Origin of the sequence: Peribacillus sp. YIM B13482 (assembly GCF_042787975.1) — a bacterium.
In the GTDB taxonomy this organism is placed as follows: Bacteria; Bacillota; Bacilli; order Bacillales; family DSM-1321; genus Peribacillus; species Peribacillus simplex_A.
Map to the genome: position 1 here is coordinate 239,252 of NZ_JBHZPF010000001.1, position 19,857 is coordinate 259,108.

General features: G+C 38.2%; 13 protein-coding genes and 1 pseudogene. 5 read left to right on the forward strand and 9 right to left on the reverse strand.

The genetic code is table 11. The annotated features are described in order from the left end of the window. Positions 1-28: 28 nt before the first annotated feature. Complete coding sequence (locus ACFX4L_RS01200; protein WP_061465607.1) at positions 29-1,171, reverse strand: sensor histidine kinase; 1,143 nt, start codon at positions 1,169-1,171, stop codon at positions 29-31. A gap of 628 nt (positions 1,172-1,799) precedes the next feature. On the opposite strand from ACFX4L_RS01200, the gene ACFX4L_RS01205 reads away from it, so the two are divergent. Together ACFX4L_RS01205 and ACFX4L_RS01210 are read left to right on the forward strand one after the other, a co-directional pair. Beyond that, a complete protein-coding gene (locus tag ACFX4L_RS01205; RefSeq protein ID WP_377380908.1) occupies positions 1,800-2,435 on the forward strand; it encodes a YigZ family protein in 636 nt (211 codons plus the stop codon). 173 nt (positions 2,436-2,608) lie between these two features. Next, the gene (locus ACFX4L_RS01210) at positions 2,609-3,631 is read left to right on the forward strand and encodes an LCP family protein (RefSeq protein WP_377380911.1); all 1,023 of its coding nucleotides are present in this window, start codon (positions 2,609-2,611) and stop codon (positions 3,629-3,631) included. Between the two features lie 208 nt (positions 3,632-3,839). On the opposite strand, the gene ACFX4L_RS01215 is transcribed toward ACFX4L_RS01210, so the two are convergent. The 3 genes from ACFX4L_RS01215 to ACFX4L_RS01225 all read right to left on the reverse strand — a co-directional run bounded on the left by ACFX4L_RS01215 (position 3,840) and on the right by ACFX4L_RS01225 (position 6,831). Continuing rightward, positions 3,840-4,889, reverse strand: coding sequence for a glycosyltransferase family 4 protein (locus ACFX4L_RS01215; protein ID WP_089361979.1), 1,050 nt, complete (start codon positions 4,887-4,889; stop codon positions 3,840-3,842). Positions 4,890-4,965: 76 nt separating this feature from the next. After that, positions 4,966-6,069 carry a glycosyltransferase family 4 protein gene (locus tag ACFX4L_RS01220; protein ID WP_377403639.1) on the reverse strand — a complete coding sequence of 368 codons (1,104 nt, stop codon included), beginning with the start codon at positions 6,067-6,069 and terminating at the stop codon, positions 4,966-4,968. An 18-nt stretch (positions 6,070-6,087) separates the two neighbouring features. Next, a complete protein-coding gene (locus ACFX4L_RS01225) occupies positions 6,088-6,831 on the reverse strand; it encodes a WecB/TagA/CpsF family glycosyltransferase (RefSeq protein WP_284469240.1) in 744 nt (247 codons plus the stop codon). A gap of 111 nt (positions 6,832-6,942) precedes the next feature. Here ACFX4L_RS01225 and ACFX4L_RS01230 point away from each other — a divergent pair, with 111 nt between their 5' ends. The 3 genes from ACFX4L_RS01230 to ACFX4L_RS01240 are packed head-to-tail and all read left to right on the forward strand — an operon-like array spanning position 6,943 to position 11,091. Further along, entirely contained in the window at positions 6,943-8,364 is a 1,422-nt protein-coding gene (locus ACFX4L_RS01230; RefSeq protein WP_377380918.1) for an O-antigen ligase family protein, read from the forward strand. Positions 8,365-8,376: 12 nt separating this feature from the next. Further along, positions 8,377-9,900, forward strand: coding sequence for a murein biosynthesis integral membrane protein MurJ (murJ, locus tag ACFX4L_RS01235; RefSeq protein WP_284469238.1), 1,524 nt, complete (start codon positions 8,377-8,379; stop codon positions 9,898-9,900). Between the two features lie 24 nt (positions 9,901-9,924). Next, entirely contained in the window at positions 9,925-11,091 is a 1,167-nt protein-coding gene (locus ACFX4L_RS01240) for a glycosyltransferase family 4 protein (protein WP_377380921.1), read from the forward strand. A 37-nt stretch (positions 11,092-11,128) separates the two neighbouring features. Here the strand turns inward: ACFX4L_RS01240 and tagH are convergent, their stop codons facing one another. The 5 genes and pseudogenes from tagH to ACFX4L_RS01265 form a co-directional block, all read right to left on the reverse strand. Further along, complete coding sequence (tagH, locus tag ACFX4L_RS01245) at positions 11,129-11,926, reverse strand: teichoic acids export ABC transporter ATP-binding subunit TagH (RefSeq protein ID WP_061465616.1); 798 nt, start codon at positions 11,924-11,926, stop codon at positions 11,129-11,131. Positions 11,927-11,943: 17 nt separating this feature from the next. Further along, positions 11,944-12,741 carry an ABC transporter permease gene (locus ACFX4L_RS01250; protein WP_377380924.1) on the reverse strand — a complete coding sequence of 266 codons (798 nt, stop codon included), beginning with the start codon at positions 12,739-12,741 and terminating at the stop codon, positions 11,944-11,946. Between the two features lie 3 nt (positions 12,742-12,744). Then, a pseudogene (locus tag ACFX4L_RS01255) lies at positions 12,745-13,950 on the reverse strand (CDP-glycerol glycerophosphotransferase family protein); the annotation flags it as partial. 237 nt (positions 13,951-14,187) lie between these two features. Further along, a complete protein-coding gene (locus tag ACFX4L_RS01260) occupies positions 14,188-15,726 on the reverse strand; it encodes a glycosyltransferase family 2 protein (protein ID WP_377380927.1) in 1,539 nt (512 codons plus the stop codon). A 90-nt stretch (positions 15,727-15,816) separates the two neighbouring features. Further along, positions 15,817-19,146 carry a CDP-glycerol glycerophosphotransferase family protein gene (locus ACFX4L_RS01265; protein ID WP_377403642.1) on the reverse strand — a complete coding sequence of 1,110 codons (3,330 nt, stop codon included), beginning with the start codon at positions 19,144-19,146 and terminating at the stop codon, positions 15,817-15,819. Positions 19,147-19,857 lie beyond the last annotated feature (711 nt).

The window sequence follows — 19,857 nt, forward strand, 5'->3', positions numbered from 1 at the left end:
TTCTTCCTCCTAGTTTCTATTCTAAAATTTATAAATGATAGGGAATCTGTATAAACACCAAAGTGCCCGCCCCTGGTTGTGAATCGATCGTCATTTCACCTTCGAGCAGCTCGACTCTCTCCCTCATGCCTACCAAGCCAAATGAACCTTCCTTTTGGATCGAAGAGTCAAACCCTTTTCCATCATCCTTGACGACGACGGTCACCATCTCTTTGGAAATGGACAGTTTAACTTGAACCTGTTTTGGCTCCGCATGCTTCAATGAATTTTGTACAGCCTCCTGAACCAGCCTGAATAAAGCGACCTCCATATCGGAAGGAAGCCTTTTGACCTGCCCGAGGTTGACGAAATTCAAATGCACGCCAGTATTATAGTCTTCGGTCGTTTGCAGGTACTTTCTGAGGGTAGGTACAAGGCCTAGATCATCAAGTGCCATAGGGCGAAGATCATAGATGATTCTGCGCACTTCATATAAAGCATTCCTTACCATGACCTTTAAACTGCGGATTTCAACCAGCGCTTCATCAGGACCTCTCTCGCGTTGCACTCGCTCTATCAGATCAGAACGCATCATGACGTTCGCCAGCATTTGAGCCGGACCATCATGAATTTCACGTGAGAGCTTTTTACGTTCCTGCTCCTGGGCTTCGATTATTTTCAAGCCGAAGTCCTGTTTGCGTTTCGCTTCTTGGAGGGCTTCCCCTACAAATTTAAGATCCTGCATCAAATAATTCTGTACAACCGATATTTGAGAGACGAGATGCACCGCTTTATCGATCGTCTGCTGTAAACCTCTTAACCTTAATTCAAGTTCATCCCGGCGATTACGGAGCTCTTTCTCCAATTGCCTGTTTATTTGCAAATCGACTTGCAGCTTATGTGCCCTTTCATAAGCATCGCGTACCTGTTCTTCAGAAAAATGGTTGAAGTGCATACTGACTTCGGAAAGCCTTTTTCGAGCAAACCTGGCCTTTGAGTCCAGTGCATCGCTGTCGGTTATCACAATGGCGACCCTAATTTTCACATCGTCGAGCTCTTTTGTTAATGATTCAAAGTCGTTTCGGCATTGTTCGCCGATATCAAAGACTTCATCCTTACTTTCACTAACAGTGCTCACCATTGTTTCTAAGATCTTGTCCAATGCTTTAGCATCAACCTTTTTTATGGACATTAAGATCCCCTCCACTTAAATCAAAAGACTTAAACAATTTCTTGTCTTAAAGACTATGTATATGGAAAAAAGTTCTTTTTCCTTTTTCATGAATGGCTAATTTTCAGGAAACTTTTGTATAAAGTAACCTTCATGAACATATTGTACCAAAAAAATAATAATAATACGTTATTTTCCTTATTTGATTTTCACAAAATGTGCAATAACTTTCCATCTCATATTATCGGCTATTAGGGATCATGTAATAGTCACCCATCAAAGGCAGAAAGCCATTTCTATTATCCCAATACAAATTATCCTTTTCTATCAAATGGGATATTCCGCTCCATTGATTATCATATGAAACAGATGCATTTAGTAAATGGCAAAATCCTTGAAATGAGAGGACACGTTAAGGACAAGGCAAGATAATGGCACAGAACTCATGTTTTTCCTACATTGTTATTCTTTTAAGCATATATGATCAGCTAATAATAATAGCAGGCAATAGAATTAATTATAACACGTACAGCTTTTTCTTATATTAAAGTTTCTTTACACATACGGCATGAAATAGAATCGTCATTGCCACTTTTTCCGCAAAGCCTTATAATGAATCAACTAATAGGAAGTACGAAGGTGGAATAATATGCTCACTCAATATTTAACGGTGACAGGACGCGGCGAACATGAAATCGTCATTGAAAAATCCCGTTTTATTTCCCACATCGCTAGGGTCGAAACCGAAGAAGCCGCACAGGCCTTTATCCAGGAAATCAAGAAAAAGCATAAAGATGCAACACATAATTGTTCAGCCTATATGATAGGAGAACAAAATCAAATCCAAAAAGCCCTTGACGATGGAGAACCTAGCGGTACAGCAGGCGTCCCTATCCTTGAAGTTCTAAAGAAAAAAGAACTGAAAGACACCGCCGTTGTCGTCACACGGTATTTTGGTGGCATCAAACTTGGTGCAGGAGGTCTCATTCGCGCTTACAGTAAAGCGACTTCAGAAGGAATAAATGCCACTGGTGTAGTCATTAGAAACTTAATGCGGGTCATTTCGACAACCGTCGACTATACTTGGCTTGGAAAATTAGAAAATGAACTGCGATCTTCTATTTATCAAATAAAGGAAATCAAGTACCTTGAACAGGTCGATATCCAAGTATATGTTGAAGAAAAACAAAAAGAGGCATATACCGCCTGGATGACAGAGCTGACAAATGGTCAAGGCCAAATCACAGAAGGCGAAATGCTTTATTTGGAACAGGAATTCACTTGATTTTCCCCTGCATATTTTTCCTTTTTTTTGCTGTAATATAATTGAAAAGAAATATATATTTTACGAAGTTATTAAATCATTGTAAAATTAAGATTAATATATGACGAAATATATTGGATTCGAAAAATAGCGATTTATGTCTGATGTTCGCTATTTAAAAGGAGAAGAAAAAGATGTCTACTACTAGGCGTGTCTATAAAGTAAAAAAAACAAAGAAAAAAAGGCGGAAGAGGCTCTGGTTATTGCTTGTTCCCCTACTGGTACTTGGTCTAGGGGCCACTACGTATGCTGCAACTATATATTTGAAAGCCCAGGATGTTTTCAAGAATTCCTATGACCCGGTTGAAGCTTCAGCCAAGCGGAGTGAAACGGTAGATCCCCTCAAAGATAATTTCTCGATTCTTTTCATAGGGATCGATGATAGTGATAAACGTGACTATAAAGGACACTCACGCTCGGATGCTTTAATCTTGGCTACATTCAATAAAGATCAGAAATCCATAAAACTTTTAAGCATCCCCCGTGATTCTTATGTGTACGTTCCAGCCAAAGGCGTAACCACGAAAATCAACGCGGCCCATGCTGCAGGTGGACCAAAAGCAACGATGGACACAGTTGAGGAGTTACTCGATATCCCTGTCGATTATTATGTCCGCATGAACTTCAATGCTTTCATCGATGTCGTGGATTCATTGGATGGAATCAAAGTCGACGTACCTTATGAAATAAATGAACTGGATTCACATGACAAGAAGAATGGCATCCATCTTGAAAAAGGATTACAGACCGTTGATGGTGAAGAAGCATTAGCCTTTGCAAGGACACGTAAAAAGGACAGTGATATCCAACGTGGTGAGCGTCAACAGGAAGTCCTTAAAGCCATCGTCGCCAAAGCAACTTCTGCTGGGTCCATAACGAAATATACAGACGTAATGGAAGCTGTCGGTGACAATATGACGACGAACCTACAATTCTCACAAATTAAGGGTTTCATAAAATATGTGACTACCGATAAGGGACTTAATCTTGAAACCATCAAACTTGAAGGTCAGGATTCTTACATTAACGGAACCTATTATTATCAACTAAACGATACATCAGTAGCGAACGCTAAGCAGATACTTCGATCCCACTTGAACCTGGGACCAAAAGAAGGCAATCAAACTGAGGCCGTTCAATCACAAATAAAAGAATAAAGTGAAAACCCCACTCTTCATGTAGTGGGGTTTTCCTTGTTTCATGAATCATCCGGCTCACTTCTGAAATTCCTACTCCACTTCCAAGTCAGGGATAACCGATAGAAGGGTTCTTTTATTTTATCAATGCCAAAAAAGCCTCCAACCGTTTATAGTAACGTTTGGAGGCTTTTCATCTATTCAAATCTATTAATCTATTTGCAAAGCATTATGGCTTGTTTTTAAAGTTGAGCATCTTCAGCAATGGTTGATAGTTTGAATTGACCAAACCGATTTTCTCCACAAAAATCTCTATGATCAGCAGGAGTCCGGTTACAAGGATCAAAGCTCCCCACATCGTTGCAAATGAAAAGATTATCGCCGCTAAGCCGAAGCAAGCAGCTAAAGCGTAAATGAGCAAGACAGTCTGCTTATGAGTGAATCCCAAGTTTATCAAACAGTGATGCAAATGGGATTTATCAGCAGCCGAAATCGGCTGTTTATTGACGACCCTGCGGATAATCGCGAAAAATGTATCCGAAATGGGAACACCCAAGATGATGATCGGTACGATCAAGGAAATCATCGTAACGTTTTTAAACCCTAGCAGGGACAGGACAGCAATGATGTAACCTAAGAATAATGCGCCTGTATCTCCCATGAAAATCTTTGCCGGATGAAAGTTATATTTCAAAAAGCCAAGAGTGCTTCCAATCACAATCAATGCGACCATGGCAACGAATAGGTCCCCTTTGATAAGGGCCATTGTTGCAATTGTCACTAATGCAATTGTCGAGACACCGCCTGCAAGACCATCCAGTCCATCTATTAGGTTGATTGCATTAATGATGCTGACAATCCACAAAATGGTGATCGGTATACTTAAAACACCAAATTCAAGTGTATCGGTAATGAACGGCAAATTGATGAATTCCACTTGAAGACCGCCCCATAATACGATAATGAGGGCAGCCAAAATCTGGCCAAGGAATTTGGGTGCAGCTCTTAATTCATATATATCATCAGCCATTCCAATTAATATGATGACAAGAGCACCTACTAGAAGAGGCAATTGCTCCCACAAGTCATTCGTAAAAATTAAGAATGTAATGGAAAAACTCAAAAATATAGCTAAACCGCCCATGCGCGGCATAATTTTACTATGCACTTTTCGCTCACTCGGTTTATCGGTAGCTCCTAATTTAAAGGCCAACTTTCCGACAAAAGGAGTCAAAAAAATGGATAATAAAAAGGCTACCAACAAGGCCCCTATTAACATCAAGAACCACCTCAATTCAACTAAAAATCTAATACCCGTAACGATCTATAAGAAAACCTATATATAAATGCTTATTTTAATTTTTCATCCTCAAATAAACATTATATACGTTTTTGGCTAAAATCTCTATAGAAAAGTTGTTTTTTGCAAATTTTTGTAAATCCGACCCTATCTTTGTCAGGTCCCCGGATTTTTTTAATTCTAAAGCATTGCAGATCGCCAAGTTCAGTTGATCGACATTTCCTATATCTGTAATCCAGCCCTTTCCCCCATCCTGAATCAATTCCTTTACACCGCCAACATCACTAGTGATAGCGGGAAGACCGGACCTTGCTCCTTCAAGTAAAACCAGTGGAAAGCTTTCGCTTAAGGAAGTCAATAATGTGACGTCCCCCATCGGGTAGATTCTTTCTAAATCTTCACGATACCCCAAAAAGGACACGTGATCGGATAATCCCTTTTCCGAGACCATCTCTTCCAGAGCAGTTCTCCTGCTCCCGTCCCCTACAAGCAACAGCTTTACATGGGGGAATTTCGATACCACTTCACTTAATGCCGCTAAGGCAAATTCATGACCTTTCACCGGTTCAAGCCTTGCAGGCATGATGATGATGAAATCATCTGCCCCAAACCCAAAATCATCTCTTTGAAAGGGGAAAGGCAATTCCTTTTCAAAGTCGATTCCATTTAGGATCTTTGTTATTTTGGACGAATCGATTCCTTGGTCAATCAAGCCTTGCTTAAAGCGATCGGAAACTGCCAGTATATGATCTGCATATTTAAATGACCTTACATGAAGTCCCGTAAACAATTTTCCTTTTACACCCTGGCCTAAAAAGTCATGATGAGGTGAACTGTGAACAGTAAGGAGCCAAGGGCGTTTAATGAAGCGCTTTAAAAAGGCACCATATATATTCGCCCGCGGTCCATGGGTATGGATGATATCTATATTATTAAGACGGATAAAGTCCCGTAAAGGTTTCAAAATTGAAAGGTCAAATTTGGAATGTTGCTTGAAAAGTTCGGCCTGTATCCCGGAAGACATGGCCCGCCGGTAAAGTTCACCATCTTCAAATACACCAAGCAAGCACTCCTCTTTATTCAATTGGTTCAGTAAGGACATAATATGAAACATACCGCCGCCAGTTTCATTGCCAGCGTTTAAGTGCAAGATTCTCATCCATTCCACTCCTTATGTTCAGGAACGCTGTACCGTTTTCCTTAACCGTCTAACCTTGAATACGAATCTTGGCAAAGCAAGCATCCGTTTCCACCGTGAAGGTTGCTGGATCAGTCGGTACAACCATTCAAGACGCATCTTCTGCCAGAAAACCGGGGCGCGGTTCACCTTTCCTGCAAGAACATCAAAGCTTCCCCCAACTCCCATGAAGATTCCTTTTTTAAATAACGGATAATGCCTGGAAACCCATTTTTCCTGTCTAGGAAACCCTAATGCAGTCAAAATGATGTCAGGTTCAAGTTCCGCTATGGACTTGGCCAGGCTATCGTCCTTAATATCGATATAACCATGGTTGTATCCCACCAACTCGAGGCCAGGGTATAGCTCTTTTGCTTTAAGGGCCGCTGTTTCAATAACCTGTTCCTCCGCTCCGAGCAGATATACCTTCAGCGCTTTTTCATCAGCCACCCGAAATAATTCATTCATCAAGTCGAATCCTGTAATCCGCTCTTGTAAAGGTTGATTTAGCCATTTAGAGGCCATAATAATACCAATGCCATCCGGAGTGATGTAATCAGCCGATATAATGATGTCCTTATAATCCTGATGTTCATTTGCATACTCAACTATTTCTGGATTTGCCGTAACGACAAACGTTTTTTCCTGATTCATTAATCTTGGATAGATCATTTCATTCATGAATTCATCCATATTGCTATCGATGAATGGTATGGATAGTATCTCAACAAACTTTTCTGTCATTTCACTTCAGCCTTTCATATGTACTATACATCTAAAGGGTGGGGTATTATTCAAGAAATTTTTTCATACACATCAAAGAACGTGATTTTCGATTCAAAGGTGGTTAATCAATTGAAATTTATAGAAAAACAATCGTTATTCATTCTAATCATGTGCCTGCTCGTCCCATTAGCAGTGCCTCACCCTATCACCGGTTACATGGCAACGGTGTTAATGCTCGTTTTTATCGGTATAAATAAAAAAAACCTGTTATTAATTCTATTCATTTACTTCCCTGCCCGTCCCTTATTGATGGAACTGAATAGCGGCTTAACCTATACAGGTGATCTGATCATCCTCACCTTATTCATTTCTTTGCTTATGGAAAATTTCAAGAAATACGAATGGCATATTTCTAAATATCATTTTACTGTGCCATTTTGGTTGTTTTGTTTAGTGGGTGCAGTAGCTGGACTCCTAAACGGAGTGGGTATCTTCCCCATCCTATTCGAACTCCGGGCATTGCTTGTTACATTCTTGCTTCTATACATTATCGGTGAATTAAATCTAGAAAGAAAGGATATCTTTCGCTTTTTGAAGGTAATCCTAATATTTACAATTTTTCTTTGCCTGCATGGCATATTGGAGAAAATCTTTTCACGTACGATCTTGCTGCCCCATGAATGGGAAATGTGGAATCTTTCTCCAACTAACCGGATGAGGATTTATGGAGCACCTGCCAACCCTAATGTATTTGCCTTATTCTTAAGCATTCAGTTATTCCTTAGTTTCTTTCTATTTCAGTCGCTGAAAAAATATAAACCCTTTGTCTTTCTAGCGTCCATCTTACTTTCTGGTACGTTACTGCTCACCTATTCACGGGGTACGATGATTGCATTCGGCTTCGCGGCGCTCGTGTTTATAATTTGGACTAGAAATAAATCATTTCTCAAATATGCTGTAGGCGCATTCGGTCTCGGCCTGCTTCTGATTTATTACCCTGTTCTATTCGCTTCAAGTAAAGTGGAGGTATCCGCATCGGTTCCCATGGAAAATATGGCAATTGGCAGCACTCCCACTTCCGAACACGAACATGCCCTTTCCAATCGATTTTCTGAAATGTTCTCTAATACGACTCTTCACCAAAGTACAGAATGGGGCCGATTATATGTCCTAATTAAGGGACTTGAAATTTTCAAAGATCATCCCATAATTGGCACAGGGCTAGCAACCTTCGGAGATTCTGCCACCCTTTCCTTTTCCTCACCAATCTATCAGGATTACAAAATTGGTGAAAGGATGTATACCGATAATCAATATATCCAAATTCTTGTTCAAACTGGGGTGCTGGGTTTTCTCGCGGTACTTGCATTCATTCTTTTTACCTACCGTAAAATCATTAAATCGAGAAATGGCACTTTAACGGTATTTACTATCTGCCTGATGTTAGCAGCATTGCTAGCAGGACTTTTTTACAATATTCTAGAAGATAAAACGTTTACACTATTTTTTTATAGTTGTTTAGGTTTCTGTTTACAAAAGGATATCATTTAAAGGATTGAAAATATGCCTACTCTTTCACATGTAATTAAATCGGTCGGGCTAGTCACTATTATTGCAGCCATTGGAAAAGTCCTCGGATTCGGGCGGGAATCGATCATTGCCGCCTATTTCGGTGCATCGTCAATGGCAGATGTTTTTTTCGTGGCAAGCCTCATACCAACCATTTTATTTACGGCCCTCGGCAGCGGTCTTCAGGCAGGCGTCATTCCCATTTACTTGGAAAAGAAGGCGAATAACCCTTTGAAAGCTGATGAATTCATCAGTGTTTTAGGTTCCTTCTTTATGTTGATAGCCGGATTAATGACCATTGCCTGCATGATTTTCACAAAGCCGCTCGTCATAATGGTAGCCCCCGGTTTCTCTGATTCGGAACTTGCTCTGACGGAGTCCCTGACCCGAATCATGCTGCCAAGTTTACTATTTTTCACACTTTCATACATGGCGACGGGAGTCCTGAATGCGAATAAGCGTTTTATTCTTCCAGCACTCACTTCGACTGCACAAAACACGGTCATTATAGCAGCCACCGTTTTGTTCGCTGCTCCCTTTGGGGTTGAAGGGCTGGCTTGGGGATTTGTGTTCGGTGCGGCCAGTCAGTTCCTGATTCAATACCCATCATTAAAGAGATTCGGAATCCGGCCCATCGTCTCTTTCCTGCCTCATAAAAGGCAGATCGTTCAAACACTGTACACCTTTTACCCGATTATCATCGCCGCTTTGGCGATCCAATTGAATAGTGTCGTCGATCGGATCATTGCCACCTCGCTCGAAACCGGAAGCGTATCAGCTCTGAACTATGCGAATCGGCTGCTGTGGCTGCCATTAAGCATTGTCCTCACGCCGTTGATTACCGTATTGTATCCTACAATCGTCGAGCGAGCACTTATAGGCTATCAATCTTTCCTTAATTTGACCTTAAAAGGTCTGAAGTCACTTTTATTTTTAGCCATTCCTTTCATGATCGTCATGTTAATCAGCGGAAACAGCTTAATCACTCTGGCTTTCCAACGCGGGGCTTTCGATGCTTCAGCCACCGAAACGACCTATAATGCATTTACCTTTTATTCAGCTTCCCTCCCATTCTTTGCATTAAGGGATTATTTGATGAACGCCTTCTATGCCTTAAAGAAAACAAAAGTGGCCATGTATTCCTGCCTGTTCGCCGTATTGCTTAATGTCCTGCTCAGCTGGGTCCTATCACGTTATCTTGGTGTCGGCGGAATTGCCTTAGCCACAGGGATATCCATGCTCCTGCAATCTCTCTACCTATTCGGCTTCCTGTGGTTAAAGACAGAAAGAACGGACAAGGCCGTTTTCAGGGATGTTTTTCAGGAAAGCGGCAAGCTGATCATCATCGGAACCATCATATTCGGACTTGCGCTCTGGGTCCATCCGCTTACCGAAACGTTCCCCATCATTATGGAATTAGTGATCATATCGCTTTTGGTATTCGGATTATATTTCGCATTAGCCATGCTTTTTAAAGTAAGCAGCCTGCAAGCAATGAAAAGGATAAGATCAAAGTAATAAATTAGAAGAAGGAGTGCCATTATGAACATATTAATCACGACGATTTTCAACTACCCTCATGAAGGAGGGCTATCAAGTCATATCACTACGTTAAAAAAGGGGTTAATGTCACGGGGCCATAATGTGGACATATTATCTTTCTCTCAATTGCCCCCTTTCAAGAGGAAGATACTCGCCCAAGCTCCCGGTTTTTTATTGAATAAAGTAAAACAAGGGAGCGGTCAGCTTTTCAATGACAAACAGCGCCAAAAATTATTGGCTTCATCTATTAAAAGCTTGAAAAAGAACTATGATGTCATTAATGCCCAAGACATTTTCGCAACGCTTGCTTCCATTGAATCCGGGATTCCAACGGTACAAACCGTCCATGGGTATTATTCATTCGAAGCAGTCAGCAGGGGCGCCCTCCTTCCGGACAGTGAAGAAGATTTAATCATTCGGGAGCTTGAAAGAAAAGCCTATCAGTCTGCTGCAAAAGTTGTGACGGTCGATCAAAGGATAAAAGACTATATAAATCATTTGGCACATATAGAGGCGGAAACGATCAAGAACTTCATTGACGTGTCAGCTTTCAAACCGGAAACGGAAAAGCGGAAGCAAACCCGTCAGGATTTTCAAATCCCCCTACATAAAAAGATGCTTTTCGTCCCTAGAAGAATGACGGAAAAGAACGGTGTCATCTACCCGCTCCTTGCTCTTCCGGAGGTGCTGGAAAACCATCCTGAAACGGTATTGGTCTATGCGGGTACAGGAGAACAGCGAACCCGGCTTGAGGAAACGGCAGCACGGCTCAAATTATCCGATTCCGTACTTTTCTTAGGTTCAGTGCCTTTCGAGAAAATGCATAGCCTCTATGAAGCATCGGATATCGTACTCATCCCAAGTGTTCATTCCCACGGGGTGGAAGAGGCGACTTCCATATCTGCATTAGAAGCGATGAGTTGCCGCTCACCCGTCATTGCAAGTGCAATCGGAGGTTTAAAGGAGATTCTCATTGATGGTGAAGATGGTCTGTTAGTTGAGGAAAAAAATATAGAAGCACTTGCACAAGCTATCTCTATTCTGCTTAATGACACTAAATATGCAACAATGTTAGCTACGAAAGCAAGAAATAAAATGGAAAGCGAATACTCCCACCTTACAGCTGCCGAGCGGTTTGAGAAAACTTATGATGAAGTGCTTAACTAAAAAAAGCAGACCCGATGACCGGGTCTGCTTTTCACTATCATACCAATGTTGAACTACGTCTTTTCATTTGTTCTTCACGGTACTTTTTCTGTTCTTTTTTAGACATGGCGTTATATTCTTTTAAGAATGCTTCATATTGCGGCATTACTTCGTTCATGGCACCGTATGCTTTTAACTCTCCATACTCAAGCCATAAAGCCTTTTGGCAAAACTTCTTCATCTGACCGATTGAATGGCTGACAAAGAACATCGTTTTGCCTTTTTCCTTAAATTCGTTCATTTTCTCCAAACACTTTTCAGCAAAGTTTTTATCCCCGACCGATAAGGCTTCATCAATAATCAGGATATCTGGATCAATATGCACGGAAATGGAAAAACCAAGCCTAGACTTCATACCGCTTGAGTAGGATTTCACCGGTTGGTCAATGAACTTGCCAAGCTCTGAAAACTCAATGATCTCAGGCTCAAGTTCTTTGATTTTATTTTTATCGAATCCGAGCATAAGCATTTTCAGCTCAATGTTTTCTCTGCCCGTCAACTGATTATTCAGGCCCGATGAAACGGCAATCAAAGCCGTTTTCCCGTTAGTTTGGACATTTCCATCCGTAGGCGGGATAATACCTGCAATAATATTGGACAATGTGGATTTCCCGGATCCGTTGACCCCGACAAATCCTATTACATCGCCCTTTTCCGCTTCAAAACTTACATTTCTCAGAGCAAAGTACTCTTCCCCATAGCTTTTAGGTAAAAGGAGATCCAATAATTTTTCCGAGTTTTTATTATATAATTTATACTTTTTCGTTATATCTTTGACAATTACCGATTTTTCCAACTTTTCTCACTTCCAGTTTACTTAAAGTCAACAAAGCGATCTCTAAACCTAACATGCAGCGAGGAACCTATCAAAAAGAAGATGATTACGACTGCCCAGAAATATAGCGTATATTCCCAATTCACTATTAGGTACCATGATTCCCCCAATAACGAAGCTCGATACCCATCCACAATATAATATAGAGGATTCAGCTTCATGATATTAACGATTACTGGATGATCTTTAGCATCTAATACCCAAAGGATTGGTGTTAAATAAAATAAGACTTTCATTAATGACACGATCATATTGTGAAAATCACGAATAATGGTTGATAAGGTTGACGAGATTAAGCCAAATGAAAATAACAGCGCAACCGTCGCGACAACATAATATGGCAGTTGTATGATGTAAACTGTAGGGAGGTATCCAGTAAAACCTAATAGTATGATAATGACCCCCAGCAGCACAAGATGCTGATACAACTTAGCAAAAATGACATACGAAGGAATGACACTCATCGGAAAGCTCATCTTGGATACCATATTCAGTCGGGAAAAGACGGATTTGGACGTTTGGGTTATAGCAGGATTCACAAAAAACCAGACAACGATCCCTGCCATCAGCCATGGAAGGAAATGTTCACCGCGATTTAAGATTATAAATCCGAATACAAACCAATAAATCGCAATCTGTATCATCGGATTGATGATTTCCCATAGGATTCCCAGATAGTTATTACTGTTGGCACTTTTCACCTCATAAACAGATAAACGCCTTACCAAATAAAAATTATTGATTTGTTCTTTTAAAACGGTCAAAGCTGAACTCATATATTACACAGACCTTCCTAAAAACACTTTTTCTACGACACGGCGTGAAGCCTGGCCATCCTCGAGAGCACAAAACCGTTCGTGAAAGTGATTGAACTCATTGTTATTTTCAAATTTGATCGCACTGATACTATCAATGACCGCATCAGATGTTTTTACTAACATACCTGGCGCATTCTTTTCAAAATCAAAGTAAAACCCGCGAAGCTTGTCCCTGTAATTTTCAATATCATATACATAGAAAAGCATCGGCCGCTTTAAATTTGCGTAATCAAAGAATACGGATGAATAGTCGGTTATTAATAAATCCGAAATAAGATACAAATGACTAATATCTTCGTAATTGGATAAATTGTAGGCGAATCCTTGATAAGCTGTTAAATCCAAGTTCTCAGAAACCAAATAATGAAGACGGAGCAAAATGACATACTCCTCCCCCAGCTCCTGTTTCATTCGATTCAAATCCAGTTTTATTTCAAATTTATATTTTCCCTTGCTATAAAACTCATCATCCCTCCAAGTAGGGGCGTATAAAATGATCCTTTTCTCTATTGGTATACCCAACTTCTGTTTCAATGAGTCGATTGTATCACGATTATTCCCATTGTAAAGTATATCATTGCGCGGATAACCAGTTTCGAGAATTTTAGAAGTATCGACATTGAAGGCACGGGCAAAAATTTCACTTGAATAAGCATTCGGTGAAATTAAATAATCCCACTTACTTGATTCGGCATGGAAATTTTCTTTATATTTATCCGTCGTTGTTCCAGGCATGTGTACTTCATTCATATCTGCCGCAAGTTTCTTTAATGGCGTCCCATGCCACGTTTGCAAGTAGATTGTGTGCTTCGGCTTCGGAATCCAAAGCGGGAGCCTGCTGTTCGTTACCCAATAACGGGCCCTGGTCATTTTAAGCAGCCAATTGAATGAAAAACGATTGAGATATGGAATGCCTGCCTCTTTGAAATGAGCACTATATCTTTTATCTACGCTCCAATACATTTTATATTCAGGATGGTGACTCTGCAAGTATTCATAAATCGCTCGTGGATTACAGCTATACTGCTTTCCTAAAAAACTCTCAAATATTACAAGCTTATGATCCACTGGAAATACTTGCCCTACCATTGCAAAAGCCATTTTATATCCTCTTAAAATAATTGCTTTAGCCCCATTTTTTAATAGCGATAGAAAGGAAGGTCTCTTTGAGGTTTGTATTGTTTCATTTGACATATCTGATCTCCCTTTTTATTAATTAGTAATAATTGAATAATGATTATAATTAATCGTGGAGCACTGTCTTTCTTTGTGTTATCAGCCTATTAACACAATCCCCATAACCTACTACATACAATCATCATCAAACTTCTTCTCAAATATATCAAATTAAAAATAAGCTCGCCCAATAAAAGGGAGAGCTTATTTTTGGTGTACCTCTAACAGCTACTCCAAAGACTTTATAGCTAGTCCCAAATTATTTGCCACTGTTGTATAAAACTCCACATTTTTGTTATTATACGCCATCTTATTTTTCAGGATTCTTTTAATATTCACCAATTGATAATCATTGTATCGAATGAACACTGTAAATAATGACTTTTCCATTCGGTCAATTTCATCTAATGAAACAGTAAAATGACCTCTATTACCTTCTATTCGAACTTCACAGTTGATTTCATTGTCCATTCTTTTTCTATCACGTATTAATACAGACTCTATGTTGTTTATATCATCACCATAAATCTCAAAACTCTGGTGGTAGACATTATCGATAACATAAGAATCTATTGCACGAGCAAGCATCGGTATCCTTACGAAGCGATAATCACCTTCCAGAAATGGAAGTTCATAATAAGGCAAACAATCTTTAATAAGATATTTTTTATTAGCATCTCGCTTTAACCATTCAAATAACCTTACGAAATCATCAATACGATCCGCCATGAATAATTCAATGGCAAATTTATAGATAGGGACTTTAAATTCATTCTTAAAGTCATATGACAGGTTTTTCGTTGTTTCGACAGCATCCCTTAATACTTCTATAAAATCTTCTTTTTTCTTGGATTTCACAAAAATTTGACTGTCGAACGTTTTTACAATATCGTACTCATAAATCCGGTTAAGGGCCACTCTTTTCAGTTCAATGGCTATATCCTTGGATTGAATATACCTTATTATTTCGACATCCGCTTTTCTTTTATCTAACACATTCGTAACACGTGTTAAAGAATTTGGATTTTCTGAAGTTCTGTTGACATAATAAATAGGTTTTTTAGTAGTTGAAACTGCTCTGACTTTAAAGAAAACATCTGTAAAAAACCATTTATCTTCACCGAATTTCATATTTGGAAAACCAATTTCATTTTCTTTAACCATAGACAAATTCATCATTCTGGCCGTTGGACCCATATGATAAAAAAAGTGCGGTACATCCAATGGGGTAATGCTTCTTCTTTCTTTAATAGAAGCAAACTCACCAATAACAGTCTCTGACTCAGATTCGACTTTTACCGTTTTGCCCACTACATAATCATCACCTGTTTCCTCCAGGATGTTATAGAGGCTTTCCAGTCCATCAGGAGCAAGCCAGTCATCTGCGTCCAAAAAAGTTATATATTTAGATGTTCCCAGTTCTATTCCTATGTTTCTGGGGGTCCCAGGAGACCCATTATTTTCCTGAAGGGAAACTAAACATATATTTTTATATTTAGCTGCATACTCCTGAATAATTTTAACGGTATCATCAGTCGAACAATCATCTATAATGATATATTCAATCTGATCTATACCTATGGATTGATTTATTACTGATTCAATCGTTTTTCTAATGAATTTTTCAGCATTAAAAGCAGCAGTAACTACAGTGACTTTTTTAACTTTTCCTAAAAATTTATTTCTTAAGCTTGAAGGATTATTTTTTATTTGAATATTGCTGCTCTTTAAAAGTTCCCTCGCTTTTTGACGCACCAAAAAATTCATACGGTTCCTCTCCTTTATGTGTAGAGGCACATGCTTCGATTAGGCAGCCAGTTTACCAGTTACTTAAAAGCAAAAATACCCTTTAAGGAATCAATCATCAAAAAATTTATCCACGATTCTCTGTGTAGCTTTACCATCTTCTATTCCACAATACTTCTCTCTAAATAAACTATATCTCTTTTTGTATTGCTTGTTTATTTCATCAATATCGCCAATAGTTTCGATAATCTCTTCAGTTGTTTTTAAAAAAGGACCTGGTGCTTCTTTTTCAAAGTCCATATAGAATCCACGGATGTTATCTCTGTAATCTTCCATATCATAAGTGTAGTACAAAATCGGACGAGCAGTATTAGCAAAATCGAACATTACTGAAGAATAATCAGTAATCAATATATCAGAAATCAGGTAAAGTTCCTGTATATCTGAATAATTGGATACATTTATAACGAAATCCTCAAATTCACTCGGGATGCTGAGATTATTACTTATAACAACATGCATCCTTAACAATAGGACATATTCATCTCCAAGTGCTTCTTTCATTCTTTCTAAATCAAATTTCAACTCAAAAATAAATTTATTATTTTTAGATGTTTGATTATCCCGAAATGTAGGAGCATATAAGATGACTTTTTTTCCTGTTGGTATCTTCAGTTTTTCAATCACGGACTTGGCGGTCATTGAAGCATCTTCCCTATAAAATAAATCATTTCTTGGATAGCCCGTTTCTAATATTTCTCCTTCATATTTGAAAGCACTTCTGAAGGCCTTGGACGCATATGGACTTGGTGATATTAAATAATCCCAAGTTCTCGTTGCACCATGAACCCGATTTAAGTACCCATCGTCTCTTCCTTGTATATTTTCTATATCAAATAGCATTTTTTTCAAAGGGGTACCATGCCAAGTCTGAATATAAGTCGTTTCCTTCCTTTTGCTTAGATAGGTAGGGAAGTTTTGATTATTTATCCAATAGCCGGCTTTAGCTAAATAATAATAGTATTCCGGGCTTAAACGTTTTACCAGCTTCGTATTCTTTCCTTTTATCGGTAAATTACCATTATACACCCAAACTTTTTTATAATTATTGTCCCTTTTCACTAGCTCTTCATATATATACTTGGGGCTATCTGCGAATTGTTTTCCTATTCCACTTTCAAAAAGAATAAGATTCCTGTCAACCGGGATAAGCCTAGACATAATTTTATATACATTTTTCATAACAGGGAAATACTTTTTACTTTTCCTAAATCGATTAACAAAGAGCTTAACAACCGGATGGTTATATAATTTACTTAGTGAATTTGGATCTTTTTCAGCATGTTGAATCACTTCGAATATCCTTGAATTAGAATGAACATCGCGATATTTAATAAAACGGTCGGCCTTGTCCATATACTTTTTCTTCATGACAAAATCAGACTTGGCATATTCGGCTAAAACACCTAACAATTCATCCAATTCATCAACGATTTCACCCGGAAGATCGTTATCCAAATCCAAATGTGACGGTCTTTTCCCTATAAAACGGTTTCTATCAAATTGATAGTAAATCACCGGTTTATGCAGGAAACTGAAGTCAAAAGCTACACTTGAATAATCCGTAATCATAATCGCACTTTCCTTAATTAATCTTTGGACATCCACTTCACCCTGACTAATTACCCTAACTGGAGCATCTTTAAAATAAGACGTGAATTTCTGCATATTAGGGTGAAGGCAAAAAATGATTTCAAACCCATTATTTTTAGATAAATCATGTAAAACCGGGTGATTCACTAATTTCTGATACCTTTCAAAATACTCGCTTTCCAAAAATATTTCATCGGATGTAATCCAATCTCTCCATGTTGGAATGATCAATAATTGCCGCTTTATTAAAACATCACCCTTAAACAGCGAGTCGAACCTTGACAGTCCCGTTGTGAATACTTCTTTTTCGTTGTACCCAAAATCAGTTACGATCATATCCTTTTCGAAGTCTGAACTTACTAGAAAAACATCCGTACTAAAACCAGAGCTTGCCTTTTTCCCGTAGTTTGCCACCATATTCTTAGTACCCATAACACCATGCTGTAGAAACACCTTAACACCCTTAACACGATTTTTAAATTCAGATGTTCTTAAAGGATATAAATAATCTGGATGATGTGATGAAATAATACGTGTTGATTCCATTGTCTTTTTAATATGTTCCTTTGACTTGAAATAAAGTATATTTCCAAAGGGCTCGACGTTCTTAGCTTCCACAGAACTCTCTTCTATTACATAATACACTTCTTTTTCAGGGTGATTTTCTCTCATATATTTAAAAAAATGATATCCAGTATCCTGGGCTTTATAAGTTCTTTCTCCAATAATCCAGACATCCTTTTTCTTTTTAAATAAACCCAGAAATCGCCTCCACCCCATCATCCTTTTTAAGTATCGATATGTTTCCCTAGGGAAGGTAAACACTTCCAAAGATAAATTAGCTGCTTTAAAGGTATAGTATGGATTGACTATAGCAACTCCATTATCCGAGATAACATCGGTCTTTTTAGTGAATATTTTAGTTCTGGTGGTTGGTCTTCCGACGCGTATCATTTTCGGCTCTTCCTGATCATGCAAATATAATTTCATGTAAATATCATATACATCATCTTCCAAATCCACACTGACCAATTGTTCTAAATCCAAATTCATATCATATATATATCGATTCAGTCCATATTTCTTAATATTCATTTCCTTATTATGAATAAAAGATATATTTGCCTGATATTCTTTGTCACTTTGCCTGCCTTTTACTAGGCTCTCACCTTTTATTATCTTTGAATTCTTGGTGAAGATTTGACCACTAATATGCATTGTCTTCGATTTGTTGGTGATTTTTTCGATTTGAGACTTAATCGAAATTTCAGGGGTCTTATTGATATAAAGAGATAAATTCCCTTTATTGGTTATAGAGAATATACTTTGTTTATCTTCATAGGTATAAAAACCTAAATTGTTCGTGTATGTTTCCTGAAAACGCCCTAGACGAATTGGATATTCAATATTAACCTGTTCGCATACTTCTACATATTCAGCTTTATGTTCAATATTAAGGATTGATTTTTTGCTTAGATTTTCAACTGGAACGGAAACTTTGATATAACAGTCATAAACAGAATGGGGTTCATCTTCTAATTTTCGGATTAAATCTATTAGATTTATTTCAAACTCAAATTTATGTGAAACCACCGATTCCGCTATTTTAAATTTTTGATCTTCATTTCCCCTAGAATATAGCCATAGTTCTTTCGCACAATAATGTTCTTTTGAAAATTGACCTTTTATAAAGAGCGTATTTTCCTCTTGCACAATGGACAGAACTTGTTTCAACTTAATTTTAGGGGTTTTTCTTGCTTTCCTTTTTCTAAGAAGCTTTTTTATCATTTTAGACCACCTATAACAAATTATTTAAATAAATGAATCTTTCATTGCACTTTAAAATCATAAACTTTTTTCGGTTTTTCCTCAATATCAGATGAAATGTTCATATATTACCCAAATCGCCTTGAATATACAAAATGGGACATTATTGGTTAGCTTATCCTAATAGAACCTTTAAATGTGAGTCACTTGCAGCTTACATCGAATATTACATATCTTAATTTTTTGATATCGTTTGGGTTGAAAGCAACACCTTTACTTCAATCGGCTAAAAGACCAAGTTCTACAAGCCAATGACTGTCCCCTTGAGCACAATGTGTTCGTTGCCAAGGAAGGACTAACGTAAAAATCATTTGCATGTCCTTCCGTTGCCAGCCAGAATAGAAAGGGTATAGCAAAATCAAGATACTTAATAGCATAGGAGCATTCTTAACATCATAGTTAACGCTTTCAATACAGGAATAGGCTAAATGGGTCTATAAAATGTTCTCCGGTAGGTTTAGAGTCTATACATGACTCATCCTCTGTCCTTCATAGATCGAATTTAGATTTTTTAATGACACTTTCAACTTCTATATTATATAACATGGATTTTATGATGTTCTCACCTACAAATGGTAAAATGTGAATGGCTTATTCTAATTACAGCAAGAATAATATTTTTTTTGTAATTTTATTAAGCAATCACCTTTGACTCCAAGTAATAAGAGTGGT

Excerpts from the sequence above, each read along its gene's own strand:
- ACFX4L_RS01240 (WP_377380921.1), top strand. The coding sequence starts at position 9,925 with ATGAACATATTAATCACGACGATTTTCAACTACCCTCATGAAGGAGGG.
- ACFX4L_RS01260 (WP_377380927.1), bottom strand. The coding sequence starts at position 15,726 with ATGAATTTTTTGGTGCGTCAAAAAGCGAGGGAACTTTTAAAGAGCAGC.
- ACFX4L_RS01200 (WP_061465607.1), bottom strand. The coding sequence starts at position 1,171 with ATGTCCATAAAAAAGGTTGATGCTAAAGCATTGGACAAGATCTTAGAA.
- ACFX4L_RS01250 (WP_377380924.1), bottom strand. The coding sequence starts at position 12,741 with ATGAGTTCAGCTTTGACCGTTTTAAAAGAACAAATCAATAATTTTTAT.
- ACFX4L_RS01265 (WP_377403642.1), bottom strand. The coding sequence starts at position 19,146 with ATGATAAAAAAGCTTCTTAGAAAAAGGAAAGCAAGAAAAACCCCTAAA.
- ACFX4L_RS01205 (WP_377380908.1), top strand. The coding sequence starts at position 1,800 with ATGCTCACTCAATATTTAACGGTGACAGGACGCGGCGAACATGAAATC.
- ACFX4L_RS01225 (WP_284469240.1), bottom strand. The coding sequence starts at position 6,831 with ATGACAGAAAAGTTTGTTGAGATACTATCCATACCATTCATCGATAGC.
- ACFX4L_RS01210 (WP_377380911.1), top strand. The coding sequence starts at position 2,609 with ATGTCTACTACTAGGCGTGTCTATAAAGTAAAAAAAACAAAGAAAAAA.
- murJ (WP_284469238.1), top strand. The coding sequence starts at position 8,377 with ATGCCTACTCTTTCACATGTAATTAAATCGGTCGGGCTAGTCACTATT.
- ACFX4L_RS01220 (WP_377403639.1), bottom strand. The coding sequence starts at position 6,069 with ATGAGAATCTTGCACTTAAACGCTGGCAATGAAACTGGCGGCGGTATG.
- ACFX4L_RS01215 (WP_089361979.1), bottom strand. The coding sequence starts at position 4,889 with ATGTTAATAGGGGCCTTGTTGGTAGCCTTTTTATTATCCATTTTTTTG.